Annotated in this window: 20 protein-coding genes and 2 rRNA genes; 10 read left to right on the plus strand and 12 right to left on the minus strand. The window is 38.4% G+C overall.

Going from position 1 to position 21,933, the window contains the following annotated elements:
• Positions 1–2: 2 nt before the first annotated feature.
• Positions 3–317 (minus strand): hypothetical protein, encoded by a 315-nt coding sequence (locus tag ACFSKV_RS20440; protein ID WP_380807111.1) that lies wholly within the window; start codon positions 315–317, stop codon positions 3–5.
• Positions 289–1,398 carry a glycosyltransferase gene (locus ACFSKV_RS20445; RefSeq protein WP_380807113.1) on the minus strand — a complete coding sequence of 370 codons (1,110 nt, stop codon included), beginning with the start codon at positions 1,396–1,398 and terminating at the stop codon, positions 289–291. Before ACFSKV_RS20445 ends, ACFSKV_RS20440 begins: the two co-directional genes overlap by 29 nt.
• 21 nt (positions 1,399–1,419) lie before the next feature.
• On the opposite strand from ACFSKV_RS20445, the gene ruvC reads away from it, so the two are divergent.
• The 4 genes from ruvC to ACFSKV_RS20465 all read left to right on the plus strand — a co-directional run bounded on the left by ruvC (position 1,420) and on the right by ACFSKV_RS20465 (position 5,159).
• Entirely contained in the window at positions 1,420–1,992 is a 573-nt protein-coding gene (ruvC, locus tag ACFSKV_RS20450) for a crossover junction endodeoxyribonuclease RuvC (RefSeq protein ID WP_380807114.1), read from the plus strand.
• Positions 1,993–2,075: 83 nt separating this feature from the next.
• Entirely contained in the window at positions 2,076–2,639 is a 564-nt protein-coding gene (locus ACFSKV_RS20455; protein WP_380807117.1) for a Crp/Fnr family transcriptional regulator, read from the plus strand.
• A 71-nt stretch (positions 2,640–2,710) separates the two neighbouring features.
• Positions 2,711–4,012 carry a parallel beta-helix domain-containing protein gene (locus ACFSKV_RS20460; RefSeq protein WP_380807118.1) on the plus strand — a complete coding sequence of 434 codons (1,302 nt, stop codon included), beginning with the start codon at positions 2,711–2,713 and terminating at the stop codon, positions 4,010–4,012.
• A 4-nt stretch (positions 4,013–4,016) separates the two neighbouring features.
• Complete coding sequence (locus ACFSKV_RS20465) at positions 4,017–5,159, plus strand: SO2930 family diheme c-type cytochrome (protein ID WP_380807121.1); 1,143 nt, start codon at positions 4,017–4,019, stop codon at positions 5,157–5,159.
• Positions 5,160–5,191: 32 nt separating this feature from the next.
• On the opposite strand, the gene ACFSKV_RS20470 is transcribed toward ACFSKV_RS20465, so the two are convergent.
• The 6 genes from ACFSKV_RS20470 to ACFSKV_RS20495 form a co-directional block, all read right to left on the minus strand.
• Positions 5,192–6,265 (minus strand): alanine racemase, encoded by a 1,074-nt coding sequence (locus tag ACFSKV_RS20470; RefSeq protein ID WP_380807122.1) that lies wholly within the window; start codon positions 6,263–6,265, stop codon positions 5,192–5,194.
• Position 6,266: 1 nt separating this feature from the next.
• Positions 6,267–6,707 (minus strand): GNAT family N-acetyltransferase, encoded by a 441-nt coding sequence (locus ACFSKV_RS20475; protein WP_380807123.1) that lies wholly within the window; start codon positions 6,705–6,707, stop codon positions 6,267–6,269.
• Positions 6,700–8,142 (minus strand): sodium:solute symporter family protein, encoded by a 1,443-nt coding sequence (locus ACFSKV_RS20480; protein ID WP_380807126.1) that lies wholly within the window; start codon positions 8,140–8,142, stop codon positions 6,700–6,702. Before ACFSKV_RS20480 ends, ACFSKV_RS20475 begins: the two co-directional genes overlap by 8 nt.
• Positions 8,143–8,323: 181 nt before the next feature.
• Entirely contained in the window at positions 8,324–9,073 is a 750-nt protein-coding gene (locus tag ACFSKV_RS20485; RefSeq protein ID WP_380807128.1) for a succinate dehydrogenase/fumarate reductase iron-sulfur subunit, read from the minus strand.
• A gap of 28 nt (positions 9,074–9,101) precedes the next feature.
• A complete protein-coding gene (locus ACFSKV_RS20490) occupies positions 9,102–11,036 on the minus strand; it encodes a fumarate reductase/succinate dehydrogenase flavoprotein subunit (protein WP_380807129.1) in 1,935 nt (644 codons plus the stop codon).
• 21 nt (positions 11,037–11,057) lie between these two features.
• On the minus strand, positions 11,058–11,735 hold the full coding sequence (locus ACFSKV_RS20495) for a succinate dehydrogenase cytochrome b subunit (protein WP_380807131.1): 678 nt from the start codon (positions 11,733–11,735) through the stop codon (positions 11,058–11,060).
• Positions 11,736–11,996: 261 nt separating this feature from the next.
• On the opposite strand from ACFSKV_RS20495, the gene ACFSKV_RS20500 reads away from it, so the two are divergent.
• From ACFSKV_RS20500 to fabD, 4 genes are all read left to right on the plus strand, one after another.
• Positions 11,997–14,789, plus strand: a complete 2,793-nt coding sequence (locus ACFSKV_RS20500; protein ID WP_380807132.1) for a T9SS type B sorting domain-containing protein — start codon at positions 11,997–11,999, stop codon at positions 14,787–14,789.
• Positions 14,786–15,208: a thiol-disulfide oxidoreductase DCC family protein gene (locus tag ACFSKV_RS20505; protein WP_380807135.1), complete on the plus strand. Its 423-nt coding sequence runs from the start codon at positions 14,786–14,788 to the stop codon at positions 15,206–15,208. The genes ACFSKV_RS20500 and ACFSKV_RS20505 overlap by 4 nt, the downstream gene beginning before the upstream one ends.
• 79 nt (positions 15,209–15,287) lie before the next feature.
• Positions 15,288–15,935 carry a carbonic anhydrase gene (locus ACFSKV_RS20510; RefSeq protein WP_380807136.1) on the plus strand — a complete coding sequence of 216 codons (648 nt, stop codon included), beginning with the start codon at positions 15,288–15,290 and terminating at the stop codon, positions 15,933–15,935.
• Between the two features lie 88 nt (positions 15,936–16,023).
• Positions 16,024–16,902 (plus strand): ACP S-malonyltransferase, encoded by an 879-nt coding sequence (gene fabD / locus ACFSKV_RS20515; RefSeq protein WP_380807138.1) that lies wholly within the window; start codon positions 16,024–16,026, stop codon positions 16,900–16,902.
• A 16-nt stretch (positions 16,903–16,918) separates the two neighbouring features.
• On the opposite strand, the gene folK is transcribed toward fabD, so the two are convergent.
• A complete protein-coding gene (gene folK, locus ACFSKV_RS20520) occupies positions 16,919–17,413 on the minus strand; it encodes a 2-amino-4-hydroxy-6-hydroxymethyldihydropteridine diphosphokinase (protein WP_380807140.1) in 495 nt (164 codons plus the stop codon).
• A 71-nt stretch (positions 17,414–17,484) separates the two neighbouring features.
• Here folK and sppA point away from each other — a divergent pair, with 71 nt between their 5' ends.
• Positions 17,485–19,245, plus strand: coding sequence for a signal peptide peptidase SppA (sppA, locus tag ACFSKV_RS20525; protein WP_380807142.1), 1,761 nt, complete (start codon positions 17,485–17,487; stop codon positions 19,243–19,245).
• A gap of 73 nt (positions 19,246–19,318) precedes the next feature.
• Here the strand turns inward: sppA and ACFSKV_RS20530 are convergent, their stop codons facing one another.
• Positions 19,319–20,212 (minus strand): flavin reductase family protein, encoded by an 894-nt coding sequence (locus tag ACFSKV_RS20530; protein ID WP_380807145.1) that lies wholly within the window; start codon positions 20,210–20,212, stop codon positions 19,319–19,321.
• A 92-nt stretch (positions 20,213–20,304) separates the two neighbouring features.
• Between ACFSKV_RS20530 and ACFSKV_RS20535 the strand changes: the two genes are divergently transcribed.
• Entirely contained in the window at positions 20,305–21,165 is an 861-nt protein-coding gene (locus tag ACFSKV_RS20535; protein WP_380807148.1) for an endonuclease/exonuclease/phosphatase family protein, read from the plus strand.
• Between the two features lie 415 nt (positions 21,166–21,580).
• Here the strand turns inward: ACFSKV_RS20535 and rrf are convergent.
• Together rrf and ACFSKV_RS20545 are read right to left on the minus strand one after the other, a co-directional pair.
• A 5S ribosomal RNA gene (gene rrf, locus ACFSKV_RS20540) occupies positions 21,581–21,692 on the minus strand.
• Between the two features lie 155 nt (positions 21,693–21,847).
• Positions 21,848–21,933: ribosomal RNA gene (locus tag ACFSKV_RS20545) — 23S ribosomal RNA — on the minus strand; the annotation flags it as partial.

The raw sequence follows: 21,933 nt of genomic DNA on the forward strand, positions 1-21,933 counted from the left end.
TTTTATAATGCATTATGCTCCATCAAGCCCTTTTTGGTTGCCAGATAATAAAGCTGTTTGCCTTGGTTTAGAAAATTTACTTTTGAGAATATTTCGTCATCCGGTCCAATCAGACATTTAATGAATGATTTCTCGTGTAAAGATTGCAAGGTAGTCAAAAGTCTCTGGTCCTCCCAGCCCAAGGCATCTTTTAAATAGTCAAAATGCTGGACAAAATAAAGCTCATCCAGCAAATCAAATTCATCGTCGGTCATTTGTTTATCTTTTCCAATCCTAAAATTACTGTATTTAGGAAGAACTCCTTCCTTTCCATTCATATTTTCCAAAAAGTGACCCAATTCCTATACAAAATAAATAGAATGGATGAATCATACTTGTCAAAAAGTAGGCCAATGGGCCATGATTGATTTGAAATGATAATAGTACTTTGCTCAATGCTTTTCTTTCAACAATAAATTTTGAAATCCAAAGAAAAGCAAAAACCATGTAACCCACCAGTCCCTGAAAAAAAAGCAGAAAGCTTAAAAGAAAAATAACCTGTATTGCCCAAGGTCCAAAAGAAATTAGTGAATGGAAGATAGAATCATGCAGTTTCCATTTGGAAACCCAGCGTATTCTTTGTGAAATCAAGTCCTTCCAGGATTTTTGGGCTTGGGTCCAAACAAGGTTATGGGGAATATAACTAACTGCATCTACTCCGTATTTGGCAATCATTTTTTTCAATAGAAATTCGTCATCTCCGGACAGGTGTTTCAGGTTTCCCTTGTAGGGGTCAATCTCGGAAAACGCATCTTTCTTGTAGGCCATATTGGCTGCACTGCACATGATCGGATTTCCTAATTCAAATCCGGTTTGGGTAACCAATACAATGCTTGCCCATTCTATCTGTTGAAAATGGTCAAAAAAATTCTTGCCCCCTAAACACATTACCGGTCCGGCGGTCATCTTCACATTGGTTTTGGATAATTGATTCAACAAAATTTCAATCCAATATTTAGGCAGCGTACAATCCACATCTGTAGTAAAGATATAATTTCCAAAAGCATTAGTTAATGCTGTAAGAACGGCTTCTTTTTTCCCAGTTCCTGAATTCTCCAAAAGTTGAAAATCAATATCCAAATCTTGATTTTGACCTATGAGTTGTTCCAAAATAGCCTTGCCTTTGTCCTCGCTTTTATCATTGACAAAAATGACCTGAACGGGTCTATATTCCAATCCAATTATTGATTCAAAAATCCGGTTTAGATTGGTTTCTTCATTTCTAAATGGGACAATTATGGTAACCGTTTCATATTTTTCCAATTGATTTGAGCCTTTTGAAAAAGGCTTCCAGCCAGCAGACAGACTTACAATCACTGCAGCATAAACTATCCCAAATAAAAGATAAAATGTTATCATGATTTCATTTAACTTGCGGTAATGAGTAAAGTAGATAAAAAAGCAATAAAGGAAAAAATAATTTTAGGTATAGACCCCGGAACCAACGTGATGGGATATGGGATTATTTTAGTAGAAGGAAATAAATACAGCCTCTTACAGTTTGGCGTCATCCATTTGAAAAAATATATAGGACACGAATTGAAGTTGAAGAAGATTTTTGAAAGGATCACCGGTCTAATTGATGAATTTAACCCAGATTCAGTGGCATTGGAAGCTCCATTTTATGGTGAAAACGTACAATCCATGCTGAAATTGGGAAGGGCACAAGGGGTGGCTATGGCAGCGGCATTGGCAAGAGAGATTCCCATTGCTGAATACTCCCCAAAAAAAGTCAAGCAATCTGTAACAGGAAATGGAAATGCCTCCAAAGAACAGGTGGCTGAAATGCTCAAAACCCTGCTGAATATAAAAGAAATCCCCAAATTATTGGATGCAACTGATGCCTTGGCAGTAGCCCTCTGCCACCACTTTCATGATGGAAGGCTTCAGAGTAGGGGCAGAACTGCAGGTTGGAAAGCTTTCCTGGAAGAAAATCCGGACAGGATCAAATGATAAAATATTTTTATGATTTAAATTTTTGATTGCGCTATTTGATTGTTTTTAAGATATTGGAATCAAACAACGTTTAAGTCCTAGTGAAAAAATTAGAAGAAACTCTTAGTGAGTTTAATGATATCCCAGAAACATCATTGCATGCTTTTTTTGCCAAAATGAAGCCTATCCAAATTCAAAAAGGGACTTTTTTAGTCAAAGAGGGAAATATTGCCAATTACATTTACTTTATAGAATCCGGCATGCTTCGTAGTTATTATTTTGTTAATAACAAAGAAGTAACCATCAGTTTTAGTTTTCCCGGAGACTTTGTTACTGCCATGTCAAGTTTTATTAAACAGAGGGTAGGATATGAAAATTTAGAAACTTTGGAAGATTGCGAACTCTATCAAATTCATTATAAGGATTTGCAGCAACTTCTGAATAGCGATAAATACCTGGAACATATTTATCGTTTGGTGCTTGAACAATACTATATTAAATTGGAAGAGCAGTTCATTTTTTCAAAATTCAGAACCGCAAAAGAACGTTACTTGAATCTACTAAGAGATAATCCTTTGATAATTCAAAAGGCGACTGTGGGTCAAATTGCATCCTATTTGGATATGTCATTGGAAACTTTAAGCAGAATTAGGTCAACAATTTGATTTTTTGACATTTGTCAAATGGCTTGATGATCAATTAAATTAATTTTGTAGCTGTTTAAAAACTTGCAGCTATGAAAAAATCCATCAACCTATTCATTTTATTTCCTGCATTTCTCCTTGCTTTTAGCCTATGGTCCTGCACCAGCTCAACAACTGAAATGACATTTGACAGCAGTAAGCTGAGACGGGCAAACCAAGAAGAAATAGACAAGTTGGTTGAGTCATTTATCATGGCCAAAGAAGGGGATGTGATCCATATTCCTGCAGGTTTTTACAATTTAAAAACACAGCTCATTCTCGATAATACCCACAATATTACCATCAAGGGGGAAGGTATGGACAAAACCGTCTTATCCTTCAAAGAATTGAAAGCTGGAGGAGAAGGGGTTAAACTGGTGGGCAACAATATCAAAATTGAAGAATTGTCTGTGGAAGACGCTCCGGGAGATGGGATTAAAAGCCAGCATTGTGATGGGATTACTTTCAGAAAGGTAAATGTTACCTGGACCAATGGAGAAAAATCCAAAAATGGAACCTATGCCATTTACCCAGTACAATGTAAAAATGTTATGATCGATGAATGTATAGCTTCTCATTCCAAAGATGCCGGAATCTATGTGGGACAATCTGAAAATATTATTGTAAGAAATTCACTGGCATTCGGCAATGTAGCAGGTATTGAAATTGAAAATTGCGACAATGCTGAAGTTTACGGAAATACAGCGAGGGATAATTCAGGAGGCATATTGGTTTTTAACTTACCTGGCTTGCCAAAATCAGACGGTAAAGGAACGAAAATTTATGATAACGAGGTGATTTCCAACAATCATGTAAATTTTGCTACTCCACTTAGTGATGAACCTAACGGAAACACGGTTACCATGATTCCTCCAGGTTCAGGTATTGTGTTGCTTGCTGCAAAAGAAGTGGAGGTTTACAATAACCGTATCCATAAAAACAAAACAGTAGGCATTGCTATTGCCAATTATCATATCACCGGATTTCCCATGGATGCCCCTAATTGGTCCCCTTTCACTTCTGAAATTTACATCCATGACAATGACCTTAAAAGAACATTGAAATTGCCTGATTTCACCAAAGAGTTTGGCCAGTTAATTTCCATATATAATGCGCATGGAAAGGGGAAAACCCAAGACATCATCTATGATGGTTTCTGGGATAAAAAAATAAGTGACAATATCCAAAGCAACCCTATGAATATCTGTATCCAGGAGAAAAATATGGAAAATTTACACATCACTGTTTTTGACCTATGGGAAGGAGAGGACAACATAAAAGCTTCCAAGGATTACAGCCCCTTCAACTGCAAAACGGAAATAAAAACAGACGTAAGTGCTGTGGCCAAATTATAGTTACATGAAAAATTTACAATCTATCTTCATCGAACTTTTCTTCTTGGGTTTAATTGCTCTATCCATTTCATGTAAAGAGAAGGAGGTAATTGAAATGGATTTGTGGGATGAGTCACAAATTGTGGCTTTGGAGGCTCCGGAAATCGATTTATCCAGTCTTAATTTTGAGGATATCCCATATAAAAAACTTTCTGAATACGGATTCTTTAAAGGAAAATTAAATGCTTTAGAGCCAGCTGGGGGTGTGTTGATTTATGAGCCTTCCTCTTCCTTATTCACTGATTATGCTTTTAAAACAAGGTTTATTTGGATGCCTGTCGGATCTTCTGCTAAAATTCTGGAGGATAAAGAAGGAACAATGGAATTCCCTGACCATACCATTATCATCAAGAACTTTTATTATCCTATTGATTTCAGCAATCCTGAGGGAACAAAAAGAATTTTGGAAACCAGGCTTCTTGTAAAAAAAGATGGTATTTGGGATGCTTATCCTTATGTCTGGAAAGATGATCAGAGTGATGCGGAGTACAAAGTTGTGGGGGCAGAGAAAAATGTCCATTGGATTGATCAAAAAGGAGATTTGCAGGTGATCAATTATATCGTTCCCAACAAAAACCAATGCAAGAACTGTCATAACATCCATGAAGTGATGGCTCCAATCGGCGTGAAAGCAAAACACCTCAATCATGATTTTGATTTTGGCCATGAGACCATCAATCAGTTAGTGAAATGGGAAAACAGTGGTTATTTGTCAGGAATAAATGACCCTACAGCATACCCTTCGATGGTGAATTACAATAACCCTTCAGTTGATTTGAATTTAAGGGCTTTGGCCTACCTCGATATTAATTGCGGTCATTGCCATAGGGAGCAGGGTCCGGCCAGTACTTCTGGTCTGTTTTTGACTTATGAGGAAAGGGACTCTTTAAAATTAGGGGTCAACAAAACTCCTGTTGCTGCTGGTTTTGGAGCCGGTTCTTTCAAATATGATATAGTCCCCGGAAAAGCAGATCATTCAATCCTTACTTATAGGATGGGAACCAATTTGGTCGGTGCAGCCATGCCTGAAATAGGCAGGGTGACTATCCATAAAGAAGGCTTACAATTGATTAAAGATTGGATAAATTCCATGAATGATAAAAAATAATTGTAAGTAGGGAGAATTTTAATTGACCAATCCTATTCACTGACTACCTTATCCACATAACTGGAATTCAAAATTCCCAATGCTCCCATATATTTCAGATTGAACTTGACAACATCACCTACTTTGTAATTTTTGGGGTTTTGTCCGAGATTAAGAATTAACATGTCTGAACTGGCCCCAAGAATTTCAAATTCTCCGTCTTCAGGAATCAAGTATTTTGGATCTACATCCAATAGGCCAATATCAAGAATGGCACGAAAAGAAGATCTACCATAAAGTGACTCATCAATTTCAGTGATTTCCCCTTGGGGATTTGCCGCTAAGGTTCCTGTTGGCAACAAAGGCTTTTCCTGCATCTCTATTATTTCCGCATAAAGCTCAAATACATCCCCATGCATACCTTTGATCACCTTTTCCTCAAATAAATCCACACCAAAGTAAAGGGTTTCCCCTACCCTGAAATGATTAATTCCTTTCGGCAATTGCTTTTGGAGCATGAGCGGAATGGTCACGGAGGTTCCAGCAGATACCCAAGGTATTTTTTTGTTGAATTTAAGTTCAATGATTTGCTTATACAGAGAAAGCTGAATGAGCTTATCCGTGGAGGGCATGACGCCATTGAGACAGTTCAGGTTGGTTCCAAGACCAATCACTTCGATATTGGGTAGTTCAAAAATGCCTGCATAAAAATCCACTAACTGTTCTCCCATCACCCCTTCCCGCAAATCTCCGGTTTCCACCATGATGATGATTTTATGGATTTTATTTTGCCTAACTGCTTCCTCTGAAATCCATTTGATGGTCGTCAGTTCACTGTTCAGACTTACATCCGCATACTTCACCATTTTCGAAATATTCCTTTTGGAAACAGGCTTAATATACACTGTCTGAATATCAGGGTTAATTTCTTTTATCTTTGCCAAATTACTTATTCTAGAGTCATGGATTTCTTTAACCCCCAGATCAATCAGTTCCTTCAAAAATAATTTATTGCCGCAAAGTAATTTGGAAACTACTCCCCAGGAAACCTCATTTTCCTCAAACATATTTTTGAGGTGATTGAAATTCTCTTGGAATTTTTTTCTATTTAAGGTAAGAAAGGCCATTTTATTTCTTCAATCTCATTTCAAGGTATTTATTGGTAAACCCCAAACTTTCATATAGTTTTTTTGCAGGGTTTTCTGGTTCGACATGCAGCGCAATATCTCCATTTGCCAGACCAATGGCTGTTTTCATTAATTTTTTCCCCACTCCTTTTCCTCTTTGTGAAGCGTCTACTGCAATATAAACTAGAATATTTTCCGGAATATATCCGGACATCCCGGTTTTATTGATCACCACAGCTCCTACAATTTTCCCCTCCTCTCTTGCCAATACCACAAATCCACCTTTATCAGCTGCATGATCCAAGGCATAATCCAGACAGTTCATAATATGGATATGAGGGTCCCTATATTGCTCCAATTGTACAAATAAGAAATCTGCTATTTCTTTTTTCTGTAAAAAGGTGGCTTGGTCGGCTGCTGATAAAGTCTCTAATTTAAACATACACTTTAGTTTTATTTTGTTTTTCTTTATTTAACAGTTTATAAACAAGCAAATACATTGCTAAAGAGGTCAAAATCCCAAAAAAATTCGGATCTAAATCCAAAAAAAGGTCAACTTCTAACCACCCTAAGCTTGCAGTAACTGCGCCTCCGGTAATCATGGAAGTAACTGCAGCCCATGGGGTTTTCATATTGGTAAATAGCCCAAACAGAATCGGAATCAATAATCCGGAAACCATAAAGGCATAACTGTATAACATCAGGGACAAGACATTGGTCATTTGTAAAGCAATCCATAAGGCAAGGATTCCTAATAAAAGTGTGAATGCCTGACTGTATCTGATTTGAGAATTTTCTTTTTTCTTTTTTAACCATTTTCCAAAAATATCAGTGGTGAGATTCCCTGAAGCGGCCATGAGACAGGAATCTGCAGTAGAAAGTACAGCTGAAAAATAAGCGGCCATCATTAAACCCAAAATCCCGGGAGGAAGAATCGTCCTTAACAATATAGGCAATCCCATTTCAGGATCCAATTCTCCAAGATCAAATACCAACAATCCCTGTTCAAAAGCGACTTTCGATAATAATCCTAAAGAAACACCCATGAATGCCATGATCGGCCATTCAAAGAGTCCAGCAATAAACCATGCTTTTTTAGCTGATTTGACATCCCTACTTGCAAAAATCCTTTGGTAAAGGGTCATCCCTATAAACCAAATGGGGAGGATGGTTATTCCCCAGTTTGCAAAGTCCTGCCAACTTAAATTGGATAAAGACAAAAACTCAGCCGGTAGGGTGCTTCTAATATTTTCCCATCCTCCAACGTGAAAATAAGCAACAGGCAGTCCAATAAAAATAAATCCTGCCATTAGAATAATCCATTGAACAGTGTCTGTATAAATTACAGCCTTCAATCCACCCAGTACAGTATAAATTACGGCAATTATACTCATCAACACCAAAGCTTCGGTCAGACCCAGTTCTGAAAAGGTTCCTGAAGCCAGTTTGGCCCCTGCCAATAATTGGGAAGAAGTAAATCCTAAATAACCTATCAGTGAAATAACCGCCGCGACAATTCCTACTTTCCTGTCAAAAAGGTGGTTGAATATTTGAGGAAAGGTATAAAAACCAGCAAATGCTTTATCCTGCTTTACCCTGGGAATTAAAAAAACTGCTGCCAGCCATGCACCCAATAATCCCGTAAACAACATCCAGCTTCCTGAAAGTCCCATGACAAAACCCAGCCCTCCCAAACCGACGGAAAAACCACCACCTACATCCGTAGCTACAACAGATAGACCGATATGCCAACTGCCAATATTCCTGCCCCCCACATAATAATCATCCTGACTTTTATTTTGATGCATGAAGTAATAACCTACCCCCAACATCAAGAACATGTACCCGACAAAAATGCCAAGGTCAATGTAATGCATTTAAATCCCTTTCTTTATAATTAACAAAACTTTAAATTAATATGAATTTTCAAAGATAATGATAATTTATTTAGTCTAAAAGCAAGAATTCATCTAATTGGATCGTTATATGGATTTTTTCCTAAATTGACATAAAAAAAGCCGGACAAGCCGGCTATATCAATCAAACAACAATCTTGAATCAAAGATTTTCACTGCTCACTACAGCTGTGAAATACTCTCTGTTCATTCTTGCAATATTGGTAATACTGATACTTTTTGGACATTCTGCCTCACATGCTCCTGTATTTGTACATGCTCCAAAACCCTCTGCATCCATTTGGGCCACCATTTGCTCCGCTCTTCTTTTTCTTTCCACCTGACCTTGGGGCAATAGTGCCAATTGGGATATTTTGGCTGAAGTGAAAAGCATGGCGGAAGCATTTTTACAGGCTGCTACGCAAGCGCCGCACCCAATACATTGGGCAGCATCCATAGCCTGGTCTGCAATGGTTTTTGGAATAGGGATTTCGTTGGCATCTGGTACGCCCCCTGTATTTACTGAAACATATCCACCTGCCTGAATAATTCTGTCAAATGCAGACCTATCTACAACCAAGTCTTTCATTACAGGAAAGGCTTTGGCTCTCCAAGGCTCAATAGTGATAGTTTCTCCATCATTGAATGACCTCATATGCAGCTGACAGGTAGTGGTCTGCAAAGGACCATGGGGCTTGCCGTTGATGAATAAGGAACACATTCCGCAGATACCTTCTCTACAGTCATGGTCAAAGTGAACCGGATCTTCCCCTTTTTCAGAGAGATCCTCGTTCAATACATCCAACATTTCAAGGAAGGACATGTCTTTGGAAATACCCCCTAATTTATATTCTTTAAAACCTCCCTTATCGGAAGTGTTTTTCTGTCTCCAGATTTTCAAAGTTAAATTCATGGCTCTGACGAGTTTAATGCTTTTACAATTACTTATAACTTCTTTGGGTCAACTTCACATTTTCAAATTTCAAAGGCTCTTTAACCAGTTCCTCTTCCTGACCCTCTCCCAAATATTTCCAGGCGGCTACATAAGCGAAATTTTCATCGTCCCTTAAGGCTTCACCTTCCGGAGTTTGATATTCTTCTCTGAAATGCCCTCCACAGGATTCGTTTCTATTTAAGGCATCATCCACCATCAATTCTCCCAGTTCAATAAAATCTGCAACTCTATGGGCTTTTTCCAATGATTGATTGAGTTCTTCATTTTCTCCCAAGACCTTGACATTGGACCAGAATTCGGATTTCAGTTCCTTGATCATCGCTTTGGCTTTTTTCAGACCTTCTTCATTCCTTGCCATACCGCAGTATTCCCACATGATTTTTCCCAATTTCTTATGGAAATGATCTACGGTTTTATCACCTTTTATGCCCAATAATTTTTGAATTCTATCTTTTACTTCTTTCTCAGCCTTTTGGAATTCAGGATGATCAGATGCAATTTTTGTAGAAGGGGTTTGTGCCAAATAATCCCCAATAGTGTAGGGTATAACGAAATATCCATCAGCTAATCCCTGCATCAGAGCAGAAGCTCCCAATCTATTGGCTCCATGGTCTGAGAAATTTGCTTCTCCGAGTGCGTATAAACCAGGGATATTGGTCATCAGGTTATAATCTACCCAAAGACCGCCCATGGTATAATGCACAGCAGGATAAATCATCATTGGAACTTTATAGGGATCCTCGCCCGTAATTTGCTGATACATGTCAAACAGGTTGCCATACTTAGCTTCAATTACATTTTTGCCATCTCTAATGATAGCATCCCTGAAATCAAGGAAAACTGCCTCTCCTGTTTCATTCACTCCTCTTCCCTCGTCACATACATATTTGGCATTTCTGGAAGCTACATCTCTAGGTACAAGGTTACCAAATGAAGGATATTTTCTCTCCAGGAAATAATCCCTGTCCTCTTCTTTGATATCATTTGCCTGAATTTGGCCCTTTCTTAATTTATCAGCAGTTTCCTTTGTTGCAGGAACCCAAACTCTTCCATCATTTCTCAAGGATTCGGACATCAAAGTTAATTTTGACTGGTGGTCACCTGAAACAGGGATACAGGTTGGGTGAATTTGGGTGAAGCATGGATTGGCCATCAAAGCTCCTTTTTTATGCGCTCTCCAAGCAGCTGTTACATTTGAACCCATAGCGTTTGTAGAAAGGAAAAACACGTTTCCATAGCCACCGGTACATAACAAAACAGCATGTGCTGAATGGGATTCTATCGCTCCTGTGATAAGGTTACGGGTTACAATACCTCTTGCCTTACCGTCTACCAATACCACATCCATCATTTCAGTTCTTGGATACAATTTAACCTTTCCATTGGCCACCTGCCTGCTCAACGCAGAATAGGCTCCCAACAACAATTGCTGTCCGGTTTGGCCTCTGGCATAAAAAGTCCTGGAAACCTGGGCACCCCCAAAGGACCTGTTGGCCAATAATCCACCATATTCCCTGGCAAAAGGAACACCTTGTGCCACGCATTGGTCGATAATATTCACAGAGACCTCTGCCAACCTATATACATTGGCTTCTCTTGCCCTGTAATCTCCTCCTTTGATGGTGTCATAGAATAATCTATATACAGAATCCCCATCATTCTGATAATTTTTAGCAGCATTAATTCCACCTTGTGCGGCAATGGAATGGGCTCTTCTGGGACTGTCTTGGAAACAGAAAGCCTTGACATTATAGCCAAGTTCAGCCAGCGAAGCAGCTGCAGATGCTCCGGCCAAACCTGTACCTACCACAATTACATCGTATTTTCTTTTATTGGCCGGGTTGACCAATTTTACATTGAATTTATGTTTTGACCACTTTTCTGCTAAAGGGCCTTCTGGAATTTTAGAATCTAGAATCATACTTGATTTTGTTTAATTCATTTATGAGAAATAGATGTACAAGGGCATACTGGCAAAAAGAGCCGGAACAATAATACTGAATGCCATGCCTAACTTCTTGATTGCCGGCGAATATTTCACATGGTTGAGGCCCAGGGTCTGGAATGCACTGGCAAATCCATGAGATAAGTGAAATCCCAGGAATACCATGGAGACGACATAAAGGGCGACCAACCATTCCTGCTGAAAGGCAAATTGGACAATTGTGTACAGATCTTTGTATTCTTCACCGTTATAGGTAACCATAGGCAAATTACCCCAGTGCATTTGATACCAGAATCCCTGCATGTGGATTACCAGGAAAATCAAAATAATTGTACCCAAAACACCCATGTTTCTTGAGTTCCAAGCAGAATTGGTGGATGCTTGATTACTTGCATAGGGTACAGGTCTTGCTGACTTGTTAACTCTAGTAAGAATAATAGAATAGATTACATGGGCGATTACCGAAATATAGGTGAGGTAGGATAAAATTTTGACCGCAGGATTAGTGGTCATAAACTTGGCATAGATATTAAATGCCTCTCCTCCGTCATTTTTAAATAATAGAGTATTTCCCGACACGTGCCCTATAAGGAACAAAATGAGAAACAATCCAGTGAGGGCCATTAGTAACTTTCTGCCCAAGGTGCTATTTAAGGTTTTTGATACCCAACTCATATGACTTTTCTTAATTGTGCGATTGATTTTTTAAGATTTTACTCCGTGGACAAATTTACATTTGGAAATCTTAGCAAACAATCCATAATTCATCCTTTAAACTTATTTTAAAACGTTCTAAATAGGTATTCAAATTAAATGTTTGTTGTATTTTGAATGTCTTTTTAACCAAGTGTTTATTTTTATTGTTTGAATAAATAGAATATTTTCATCCTGATTTGTTTACTTTCGTATATAGTCTAAAAACAAAGCTGAAAATTCATGAAATTCAGATTTATATTATTTGTAGTTTTTTGTTTAGCACTTTTAACAATAACCCAATTCTCATATGCCACGCATATCAGGGCCGGGGAAATCACTGCTGAAAGGGTGTCTCCTGTAACACTCACTTACAAAATAACTGTAGTCGGTTACACAGATACCAGGTCAAGCGTAATATTTGGTCCTGGAGATATAGAATTTGGGGATGGAAGAGAAGTGAGTTTAAATACAGAAAGTGACTTTGTTCTTGTGGAATCACTGGGAAATATGATTGAAAAAAACACCTTCGTGATTACCCATACCTATCAAGGTCCAGGGCAATATGTGATCAGGTTCAGGGAATTCAATAGAAATGATGCCACCTTAAATATGGACAATTCTGTTGATACCCCATTTTACGTAGAAACAATGATCACCATCGATCCATTTATTGGCATCAACAACTCCCCTGTTCTGACAATCCCTCCGGTGGATAATGGTGGAGTCAACATCAGATATATACACAACCCTGGAGCGTATGATCCAGACGGAGATAGCTTAGCTTACTTTTTTGATGAAGTCACTATTAAACCAAAGCAGGGATTCCAAAGATTTGTAAATAATTATAGAAGTCCTGCGTCCAGTGAATTCAGTTTCAATAGGGAGGATGGGTCAGGAAATCCATTTATATCTATGGATCCAATTACAGGTGATCTTTTTTGGGATGCACCGGGATTGGCAGGCCAATATAACATTGCTTTCCAAATTCAGGAATGGCGTAAAATAGGAGGAGAATACATCATGATCGGTTATGTCATTAGGGACATGCAGATCATCATAGAAAACACCAATAACCGAAGGCCAGAATTGATTCTTCCCCCAGATTTATGTGTAATTGCAGGAACAAGAATTGAAGAAATAATCCAAGGTTCAGATCCTGATGGGGATCCGGTCAAAATTGAGGTTTTTGGGGATCCAATTGAGATAACTTCATCCCCTGCCGACTATTCCCCGAAAAGTATTTTCCAACAAAGTCCAGGAATTATCAATTTTGATTGGCAGACAATTTGTAGCCACGTGCGGCAGAGAGAATATCAGGTAAGGATAAGAATTACCGATCAACCTAGATCAGGCCCGGCATTGGTGGACATCAAAACCTGGAATATCAAAGTAGTTGGACCACCACCGGTTTTGGAAGATGTAGAACAACAACAAGGAAGATCCGCCAATGTCTCATGGGAACCTTATTCCTGTGGTAGTACCGCCGAGACCATGCAGGTTTGGAGGAGAATCAATTCAGATCCATATGAACCAGACTCCTGTGAAACAGGGATCAGAGCGGGTTACGAACTTGTAGGCGTTACAAACATGGGGGTTTTTGAATTTTTGGATAATAATAATGGAGAAGGCCTTGCCCCCGGCAATACATATTGTTACCGCTTAGTTGCTGCATTTCCACAACCTAGGTTAGGGGAAAGTATCGTTTCGGAAGAAATATGTATCACAGTAGATGTAGATGTTCCCATCATTACGAATGTGAGTGTGGAGGAAACAGATACCGAAACTGGGCAGATATTTGTAAAATGGACTCCTCCCTATGATATTGACAGAACCCAATTTCCAGGTCCATTTACCTATGAGCTCTTTAGAAATACCGGTTTTACCGGAAACCAAAACAGAGTTTCCGTTGTAACGACATCTGACACCTTATTTACAGATACAGGACTAAACACTGAAAATCTGGTTTATAATTATAAGGTGATCCTGAAACAAAATAATGTCACAATAGACAGCTCAAGTTCTGCTTCATCTGTCAGGCTTTCGCCTACAATTATCAATGAGGCCATTGAATTGAACTGGACTTTTAATGTCCCTTGGAACAATGTAGTATCCCAGTTTAAACACGAAGTATACCGAAACAGGACAGATCCAGATGCGCAGGATGCGGATAATTTTGTATTGATTGCAGAAGTCGACCCGTCTACTTCTGGTTTCTCCTATTTTGATGATGGCAGTCATAACGGGGTTTCCTTAAAAAAAGATATTGAATATTGCTATTACGTCATAACTAAAGGTATCTACAATATTGATAGGATAGATTATCCACTGGAAAACAAATCGCAAATAGTCTGTGCCAGACCGGATGATGATAGGTTACCTTGCCCACCAGTTCTAACCTTTGAAGGGCCAGATTGTACTGAATTTTTATCAGATAAAATCTGTGGCTTTAATAGTTTTGAACATGAATTAAGTTGGGAGCCGGACTTTACAGGAGTCTGCGATGATGAATTAAATGAGTTTAGGCTTTATTTTAACCAAAATGGCCAGGAAGGTCAATTCAATCTTGTCGGAACCTATTCTCCTTTTGAATTCCAGGCCACGGTTTCAAACCTGACAAACTATAGGGGCTGCTATTATATCACTGCAGTAGATCGTTCTGGAAATGAAAGCGAACCCAGTAATATTGTCTGCGTGGATAACTGTCCTTCCTATGAATTGCCAAATGCATTTACACCAAACGGAGATGGAATCAATGATACATTCATGGCATTTGATAATCCTTTTGATAAATGCCCAAGATTTGTGGTAGGTGTAGAAATATTCATTGTCAATAGATGGGGGGTAGAAGTCTTTACTTACAATAGTCTTTCATCTAATGAAAATGATGTTTTCATCAGATGGAATGGAAGGGATAAAAACGGCAATGAATTACCTGCAGGAACCTATTTCTACTCAGCAACCGTAAGGTTTGATGCTTTGGATCCTTCACTTCAGGAGAAAAAACTAAAAGGAACAGTTCAGATTATCCGATGAGGATTCAGGATCGGTTTGATATCATTCTGTTTGACGGCGTCTGCAATCTTTGCAATGACGCCGTTGATTTTATAATCAAAAGAGACAAAAAAAATAAGTATAAATTTGTTTCTCTTCAGGACGGGATTGCCCAGAAGTTATTGGAAAATTATAAGTTAACAGAAGGCTTCCCAGATTCAATTTTATTAGTAAGGGGAAATGATGTATTTTCAAAAAGCCGGGCAGCTTTGGAAATAAGTAAAAATTTAAGCGGATTTTGGCCCATATTTTATACTCTCATCCTATTTCCCGGATTTTTAAGAGATCCTATTTATGATTGGATTGCCAGGAACAGATATAAATGGTTTGGTAAAAAAGAAACCTGCCGCTTGCCGAATGAAAGAGAAAAGTCAAAATTCCTCAATAGTCAAGATCTTTAGACGAACAGCTTCCCTTTCAATATTTTGTTTTGGTATTAATTTTTTTTTAATGTATCATTAAACAAATTAATGATAAGTGATGGATATAACATCTGTTTTCAAAAATAACGAGGCATGGATTGCTGGTAAACTGGAAAAAAATCCAGATTATTTTCAAGAATTGGCAAAAGGTCAAAATCCGGATATTTTATACATTGGATGTTCTGATAGCAGGGTAACAGCAGAGGATTTGATGGGAGTGCAACCGGGAGAAGTTTTTGTCCATAGGAACATAGCCAATATGGTCATCAGTATTGACCTCAACATGATGTCCGTATTAACCTATGCGGTTGAAAATTTAAAGGTGGACCATATCGTGGTTTGTGGACATTATTATTGTGGCGGGGTAAAAGCAGCGATGAATGCTGCAGATTTAGGCATATTAAATCCATGGCTGAGGAATATAAGAGATGTTTACAGAATTCATAGAAAAGAGCTTAATAACATCACAGACGAATCAGAGAAATATAACAGATTGGTGGAGTTGAATGTGCAGGAGCAGTGTGTGAATGTTTTGAAAACAGCGACTGTTCAAAAAGCAGTGAGAAGCAGAGGATTAAAAATACATGGCTGGGTCTTCGATGTTGCAACAGGGAAATTGATTGATTTAAAGATCGACTTCAAAAGTATTCTAAAAGAGATTACTGAAATATATGATTTGGGGGGAATGAATATAGATACATTATAGTAGGTACAATGGAATAAAATAACAGTGAAGGGCCATTATCCAGGCCTTTTATTTTTTGGTATATTTGCAACTCACAAATTCTTAAATAATGAAAAAAGCATATGTTTTTCCCGGACAGGGAGCCCAATTTTCAGGAATGGGAAAAGATCTGTATGAAAACAATAGCGAAGCCAAAGCACTGTTTGAGAAAGCAAACGAAATTTTAGGGTTTAGGATTTCTGACATCATGTTTGAAGGTAGTGATGAAGAATTAAAACAGACCAAAGTAACCCAACCTGCTATATTTCTTCATTCAGTCATCCTAGCAAAAACTTCCCCTGATTTTAACCCTGATATGGTGGCAGGCCATTCATTGGGGGAATTTTCCGCATTGGTTGCCAATGGCACCCTGGCCTTTGAAGACGGCCTAAAATTGGTATATCAAAGGGCATTGGCAATGCAGGAAGCCTGTGAAATCAACCCATCTGGGATGGCTGCCATATTAGGCTTGGAAGATGAAAAAGTTGAAGAAATCTGTCAGGGTATCTCAAACGAAATAGTTGTGCCTGCCAATTACAACTGCCCTGGTCAATTGGTAATATCCGGTAGTAATAAAGGCATCGAAATTGCCTGCGAAAAGATGAAAGAAGCAGGTGCGAAAAGAGCCCTACCCCTACCCGTAGGTGGTGCTTTCCACTCCCCTCTTATGGCTCCAGCAGGTGAAAAATTAAAAAAAGCAATAGAGAGTACCCAATTCAATAAACCAAGCTGTCCTGTATATCAAAATGTGAGTACAACCGGGGTAAGTGATGTAGAAGAAATTAAGAAGAATTTAATAGCCCAACTTACTGCACCTGTTAAATGGACCCAGTCTGTACAAAACATGGTGGAAGATGGTGCCACCCATTTTATCGAGTGCGGGCCTGGAAAAGTTTTACAAGGATTAGTGAAAAAAATCCACAAGGAAGCAGAAGTTTCAAGCATTTAAAAATCAAAAGCCCGGTTCAACCTGGGCTTTTTTGATATTTTTTCACTTCCGATTTGTCCAAGCATTCACCATTGAGTTGAATATGCGATTTTTTTATAACAGGATGAATGAAATCAGGAAGGATTTCCTGCAATGGCTCCAAAACAAATTTTCTTTCTGAGATGTATGGATGAGGGATGGTAAGCGTTTTGCTAGACATTACTTTTTTTCCATAATATATTATATCAATATCCATGGTCCTATCTCCCCATTTCACATCTCTTTTCCTTCCAAGGGAGTTCTCAATATGTTGAATAAGTTCTAATACCTTTTTAGGGTTTACATCAGTATTATAAACCAAAACCTGATTAAGGTATTTGCCTGAAGAATTACCTCCCCATGGGCTGCTTTCAAATATGGAAGAGGATAAGAGAGGAAAACCGAAAATCTGATTTAACATCAGAACAGTTTCATGGATCAGTTTTATTCTATCCCCAAGATTTCCTCCGATAATCAAAACTAGTTTTTCCATTTAACTGTTAATAGAAGTACGTCAAACATAAATAAAAAAGAAGTAATTTAGCCCATAAAACAAAATAGAATATGAGATTCCTTGGTAACGTCTTGGCCGTGATCGTCGGCTTATTGATTTTCTCTGTACTCAGCTTTTTCTTTTTGGCAGGAATCATTGCTGTGATATCCTCTTCTGAAGAAGAAATCAGTCTAAAAGAAAATACTGTTTTGGTCATGAATCTTGAAGGACGGGTTTTGGTAGAAAGAAGCAGTGAAGATGATCCTGATTTCTCCTCAATAAGTCTCTTCGGCGGTGTTCCTACAATAGGATTAACAAGTTTGAAAAACGCGATTAAAACCGCCAAAACAAATGAAAATATCAAAGGCATTTTTCTGAAAGGGGGAACCATAATTGCCGGACAGGCTGGGATAAAAGAGTTGAGGGACGAACTTAAAAGTTTTAAAGAATCAGGAAAATTCATCATCAGCTATGGGGAGATTTATTCGGAAAACGGATATTATCTGAGTTCCATCTCCGATGAAATATATATCAACCCGTCCGGATTGGTTGAATTTAACGGCCTTGCCTCTGAAATCGTATTTTTTAAAGGTTTATTTGAAAAATTGGAAATTGAACCACAGGTTTTCAGGGTGGGTGATTTTAAGAGTGCGGTTGAACCATTTTTATTGGATAAAATGAGTGAAGAAAACAGACTTCAGACCCAGTCCTTCCTGAACGACATGAATGAGTTTTATTTGCGTGAAATAGCAGAAAGTAGAGGGTTGGATTTTGAAACAATTACAAATATCAATTCCAATATGCTGGTAAGAAAACTAAAGGATGCTACAGAATTGAATATCGTAGATGGAATTTGGTATGAAGACCAGGTGATTGATCTGATGAAACAAAAACTTGGTCTGGAAAAAGAGGATAAAATCAATACAATCAATATCAGCGGAATCAATAAAGTCCCTACTTCAAAAAAGAAGTATTCAGGAAACAGAATCGCGGTTATAGTTGCTGAAGGTGAAATCATGGGCGGAGAAACAGATGGATTGATCAGTTCAGAGAAGTTTAAAAAAGAAATCAAAAAAGCCAGGGAGAATGATAATGTGAAAGCAATAGTTCTTAGGGTAAACTCTCCGGGAGGTTCAGCTTTGGCTTCTGAGGTGATTTGGAGAGAACTTGAATTGGCAAGGAAGGAAAAACCTGTCATTGCATCCATGGGTGAAGTTGCCGCTTCAGGTGGGTATTATATTGCTGCTGCCTCAGATACCATCGTGGCACAACCCAACACCATTACCGGTTCTATTGGAATTTTCGCCTTATGGTTCAATGCCCAGGGATTACTCAACCACAAACTGGGAATTACGACTGATGTAGTGAAAACAGGCCAATTTTCAGATTTCCTCAGTCCAACAAGAAAAGTCAGTGAATTAGAAAGGAGTATATTTCAGGGTCAAGTAGAAGAGGGATATGACATATTCCTGGAAAGAGTTGCAGAGGGTAGAGATATGACAAAAGAAGAAGTAATGGGCGTTGCTTCTGGAAGGGTATGGACAGGTAACCAAGCTTTGGAAAATGGGCTGGTCGATGTTTTGGGAGGATTGGAGGATGCTATAAAAATCGCTGCAGAAAAAGCAGATCTTGGAGATGACTATAGGGTAGTATATTATCCTGAAATCAAACCTTGGTTTGAAAGGTTTTTAAGCCAATTTTCAAATGAGGTACAGGCGTATTATCAAAAACAAAAATTCGGTAATCTTTATCCCGTTTACAAGCAGATCGAAAGTATAAAAAAATACGAGGGCCTGATGTTAAGATCCCCCTATGATTATCTTATTCAATAAAAAAAGGAGCCTTGATGCTCCTTTTTTTTAATTACGAAAAATCCTCTAATTGCCTAAAATTCTAGTAAAACTTTCAAAATTTCTGGAGTAAGATTTTCCATGCTGTTTCAGCATCTCCGTTTTCGAGAACTTCTTTAGCATATTCATGCAGATGGAATAAAAAGCTCTCTTTATCATTTTTAAAACGAAGTTTCATTTCTTTAATAGTAGGCTGCTTGGCATAAGCCTCTATTTCCTCTTCGGAAGGAATTTTTTCAACATTACCCAATCTTCCTAAATTATTCCCGGTCAGGACAACACTGTTTTTGATTTCTTTAGGAATATTATCTACTCCAATCCCTTTATTTCTTAATGGTTTTGGTATTTCAAAAAGTGCTTGCCCATTGGCCCTACAATACCAATCTCCTCCCATCCTGGCAACTGCATCCAATTTAAAAGGATCAATTTGACCGTTCTCTCCAAAAATCTCCTCTTTGAAATGGGCTAAAATAACCTCACAAACAACCAGGTTAGCTGCTCCCCCCTCTTCACCGAAGGGAATCACTTCTACTACCTTACATTCAAATGCTGCCGGAGATTCCTTAATTCTTGGGGGCTTAACCATTATGGAGTTTTCTTCAGTCAAACCCGCTTTCACAAACTCATTTACACCTCTTTCATATTCAGTACTGGCCAGGGACATCTGTTCCACCATCTCATAATTCACAATATTGATTACCACCTCTGGTACTTCCTTCACGTTGTCCAGGCTATGCTTGGTACTGTTATCCCTGACCCTCCTTGCAGGAGAAAAAATCAAAATGGGAGGATTTGAACCAAAAACGTTGAAAAAACTAAATGGGCTCAAATTTACATTACCGTCTTTGTCAATTGTACTGGCGAATGCAATAGGTCTTGGAGCGATAGAACCTAATAAATAACTATGAAGCAGAGTCGTACTGATCTCTTTTGGGTTTATAGTTTTCATGTCTTTGTTTTATGTTTTAACAAAACCTTTTTCTAAACGGTTGGAAAACCTTGTTTCTATTTTATTATATTCCATTCACAAAAATAACAGCCATGAAGATTTTAAACCCTAAAACCATTTGTTTGATTTTTACTTTATTGGGATTTTCTTTTTTATCCTCTGGGATTGTCTTTGCCCAAAGTTATCAAATTGCCACGTATAACATAAGATTTGACAACCCCAATGACATTGGGAATTTATGGAAAGACAGATCTATCCATTTGATCAATCAGATTAAGTTTCACAAAATGGATATAATCGGTACCCAGGAAGGACTATATCATCAATTAGAAGACATTAAGGCTGGAATTGGCTACCCTTATATTGGAGTTGGAAGGGACAAAGGAGGAAATGAGGGAGAATTCAGTGCGATTTTTTATAATCCAGAGCTATTTGAAGTGATGGAACAGGAAACTTTCTGGCTTTCTGATAGTCCGGAAAAGCCCTCCAAAGGTTGGGATGCTGCATTAAACAGGGTATGTACTTGGGGGAGATTTAAAATAAAAAAGGGAAACAAACAATTTTATGTTTTCAACATACATTATGACCATATAGGGCAATTGGCAAGGGAAGAAAGCAGTAAATTAGTACTGTCAAAGATAAAAGAGATCAACAACAATAATCTACCTGTCATTTTTATGGGGGATTTCAACGTAACTCCGGATAACCCCGCATACCTGACAGTAATCCAAAATTCTAATTTAAAAGACAGTAGATTGATATCCAAAATCCCTTCCATTGGAAACCAGGGAACTTTCAATGGCTATATTTGGGACAAGCTACCTGAGGGAATAATTGATCATATTTTTGTCAGTCCGAATATTACAGTTTTAAGGCATGGAATCCTGACGGACAATTACGGGATGAAATATCCTTCTGATCATTTTCCCGTAATGGCAGAAATTTCATGGTAATTTCAAATCCAAAATAGCCTTTTCCTTTGTTCAAAAAACAATGAGATAACCCCAGAGAGATTATTTTTGAACCACCACAGTGACAAAAGGACACAAGAGAAAAAGTCCACACTTTAGAAAAGTTATATAACCACGAAGTGGTTTAACCTTGATTAGCCCCGTATGAAATGCGGGGTTGGAAGTTTAAAATCTAAAATAGAATCCCAACCCTAAAGGGGTTGAACAATTAAAATTGTGTCAAGTAAATTCAGGACGTGACAACTATTTCCGAAATCCGCCTTTCGACATCCACCTATCAAAATCTTGTTTCTTTATTCTTGATTCTCTTGAGTCTAATCTATCCTCTCGCCTCTCGCATCTGGCCTGTTGTCCCTAAAACACAAAACCCCCAGGATATCTCCTGAGGGTCTTAATAATGTGGCGGCGACCTACTCTCCCGGGTGTAACCCCAGTACCATCGGCGCTGCAGGGCTTAACTTCTCTGTTCGGGATGGGAAGAGGTGGGACCCCTGCGCTGGGCCGCCTAATCTTTGAGACTTCTAGATGCGAGATGCGGGACTTTTAGACCCGTTTCACTTCAATCTCTTAATATCTTTGTTCTTTCGATACACGAGTCTTGGCTCTTGTCTCTTGTTTCTTGTTTCTTATTGATATGTCTCGCAGAAAATGCAACAGGGCGACCTGAAGTAAGCTTTCGGGCTATTAGTACTGCTCGGCTTTGTCATTACTGACTTTACACCTGCAGCCTATCAACGTCATCGTCTCTGA

Source organism: Shivajiella indica (assembly GCF_042683085.1).
In the GTDB taxonomy this organism is placed as follows: Bacteria; Bacteroidota; Bacteroidia; order Cytophagales; family Cyclobacteriaceae; genus Shivajiella; species Shivajiella indica.

Bases quoted from the DNA above. Each gene is read 5' to 3' on its own strand.
- ACFSKV_RS20440 (WP_380807111.1), bottom strand. From the start codon at position 317: ATGAATGGAAAGGAAGGAGTTCTTCCTAAATACAGTAATTTTAGGATT.
- ACFSKV_RS20445 (WP_380807113.1), bottom strand. From the start codon at position 1,398: ATGATAACATTTTATCTTTTATTTGGGATAGTTTATGCTGCAGTGATT.
- ruvC (WP_380807114.1), top strand. From the start codon at position 1,420: ATGAGTAAAGTAGATAAAAAAGCAATAAAGGAAAAAATAATTTTAGGT.
- ACFSKV_RS20460 (WP_380807118.1), top strand. From the start codon at position 2,711: ATGAAAAAATCCATCAACCTATTCATTTTATTTCCTGCATTTCTCCTT.
- ACFSKV_RS20465 (WP_380807121.1), top strand. From the start codon at position 4,017: ATGAAAAATTTACAATCTATCTTCATCGAACTTTTCTTCTTGGGTTTA.
- ACFSKV_RS20470 (WP_380807122.1), bottom strand. From the start codon at position 6,265: ATGGCCTTTCTTACCTTAAATAGAAAAAAATTCCAAGAGAATTTCAAT.
- ACFSKV_RS20475 (WP_380807123.1), bottom strand. From the start codon at position 6,707: ATGTTTAAATTAGAGACTTTATCAGCAGCCGACCAAGCCACCTTTTTA.
- ACFSKV_RS20480 (WP_380807126.1), bottom strand. From the start codon at position 8,142: ATGCATTACATTGACCTTGGCATTTTTGTCGGGTACATGTTCTTGATG.
- ACFSKV_RS20485 (WP_380807128.1), bottom strand. From the start codon at position 9,073: ATGAATTTAACTTTGAAAATCTGGAGACAGAAAAACACTTCCGATAAG.
- ACFSKV_RS20490 (WP_380807129.1), bottom strand. From the start codon at position 11,036: ATGATTCTAGATTCTAAAATTCCAGAAGGCCCTTTAGCAGAAAAGTGG.
- ACFSKV_RS20495 (WP_380807131.1), bottom strand. From the start codon at position 11,735: ATGAGTTGGGTATCAAAAACCTTAAATAGCACCTTGGGCAGAAAGTTA.
- ACFSKV_RS20500 (WP_380807132.1), top strand. From the start codon at position 11,997: ATGAAATTCAGATTTATATTATTTGTAGTTTTTTGTTTAGCACTTTTA.
- ACFSKV_RS20505 (WP_380807135.1), top strand. From the start codon at position 14,786: ATGAGGATTCAGGATCGGTTTGATATCATTCTGTTTGACGGCGTCTGC.
- ACFSKV_RS20510 (WP_380807136.1), top strand. From the start codon at position 15,288: ATGGATATAACATCTGTTTTCAAAAATAACGAGGCATGGATTGCTGGT.
- fabD (WP_380807138.1), top strand. From the start codon at position 16,024: ATGAAAAAAGCATATGTTTTTCCCGGACAGGGAGCCCAATTTTCAGGA.
- folK (WP_380807140.1), bottom strand. From the start codon at position 17,413: ATGGAAAAACTAGTTTTGATTATCGGAGGAAATCTTGGGGATAGAATA.
- sppA (WP_380807142.1), top strand. From the start codon at position 17,485: ATGAGATTCCTTGGTAACGTCTTGGCCGTGATCGTCGGCTTATTGATT.
- ACFSKV_RS20530 (WP_380807145.1), bottom strand. From the start codon at position 20,212: ATGAAAACTATAAACCCAAAAGAGATCAGTACGACTCTGCTTCATAGT.
- ACFSKV_RS20535 (WP_380807148.1), top strand. From the start codon at position 20,305: ATGAAGATTTTAAACCCTAAAACCATTTGTTTGATTTTTACTTTATTG.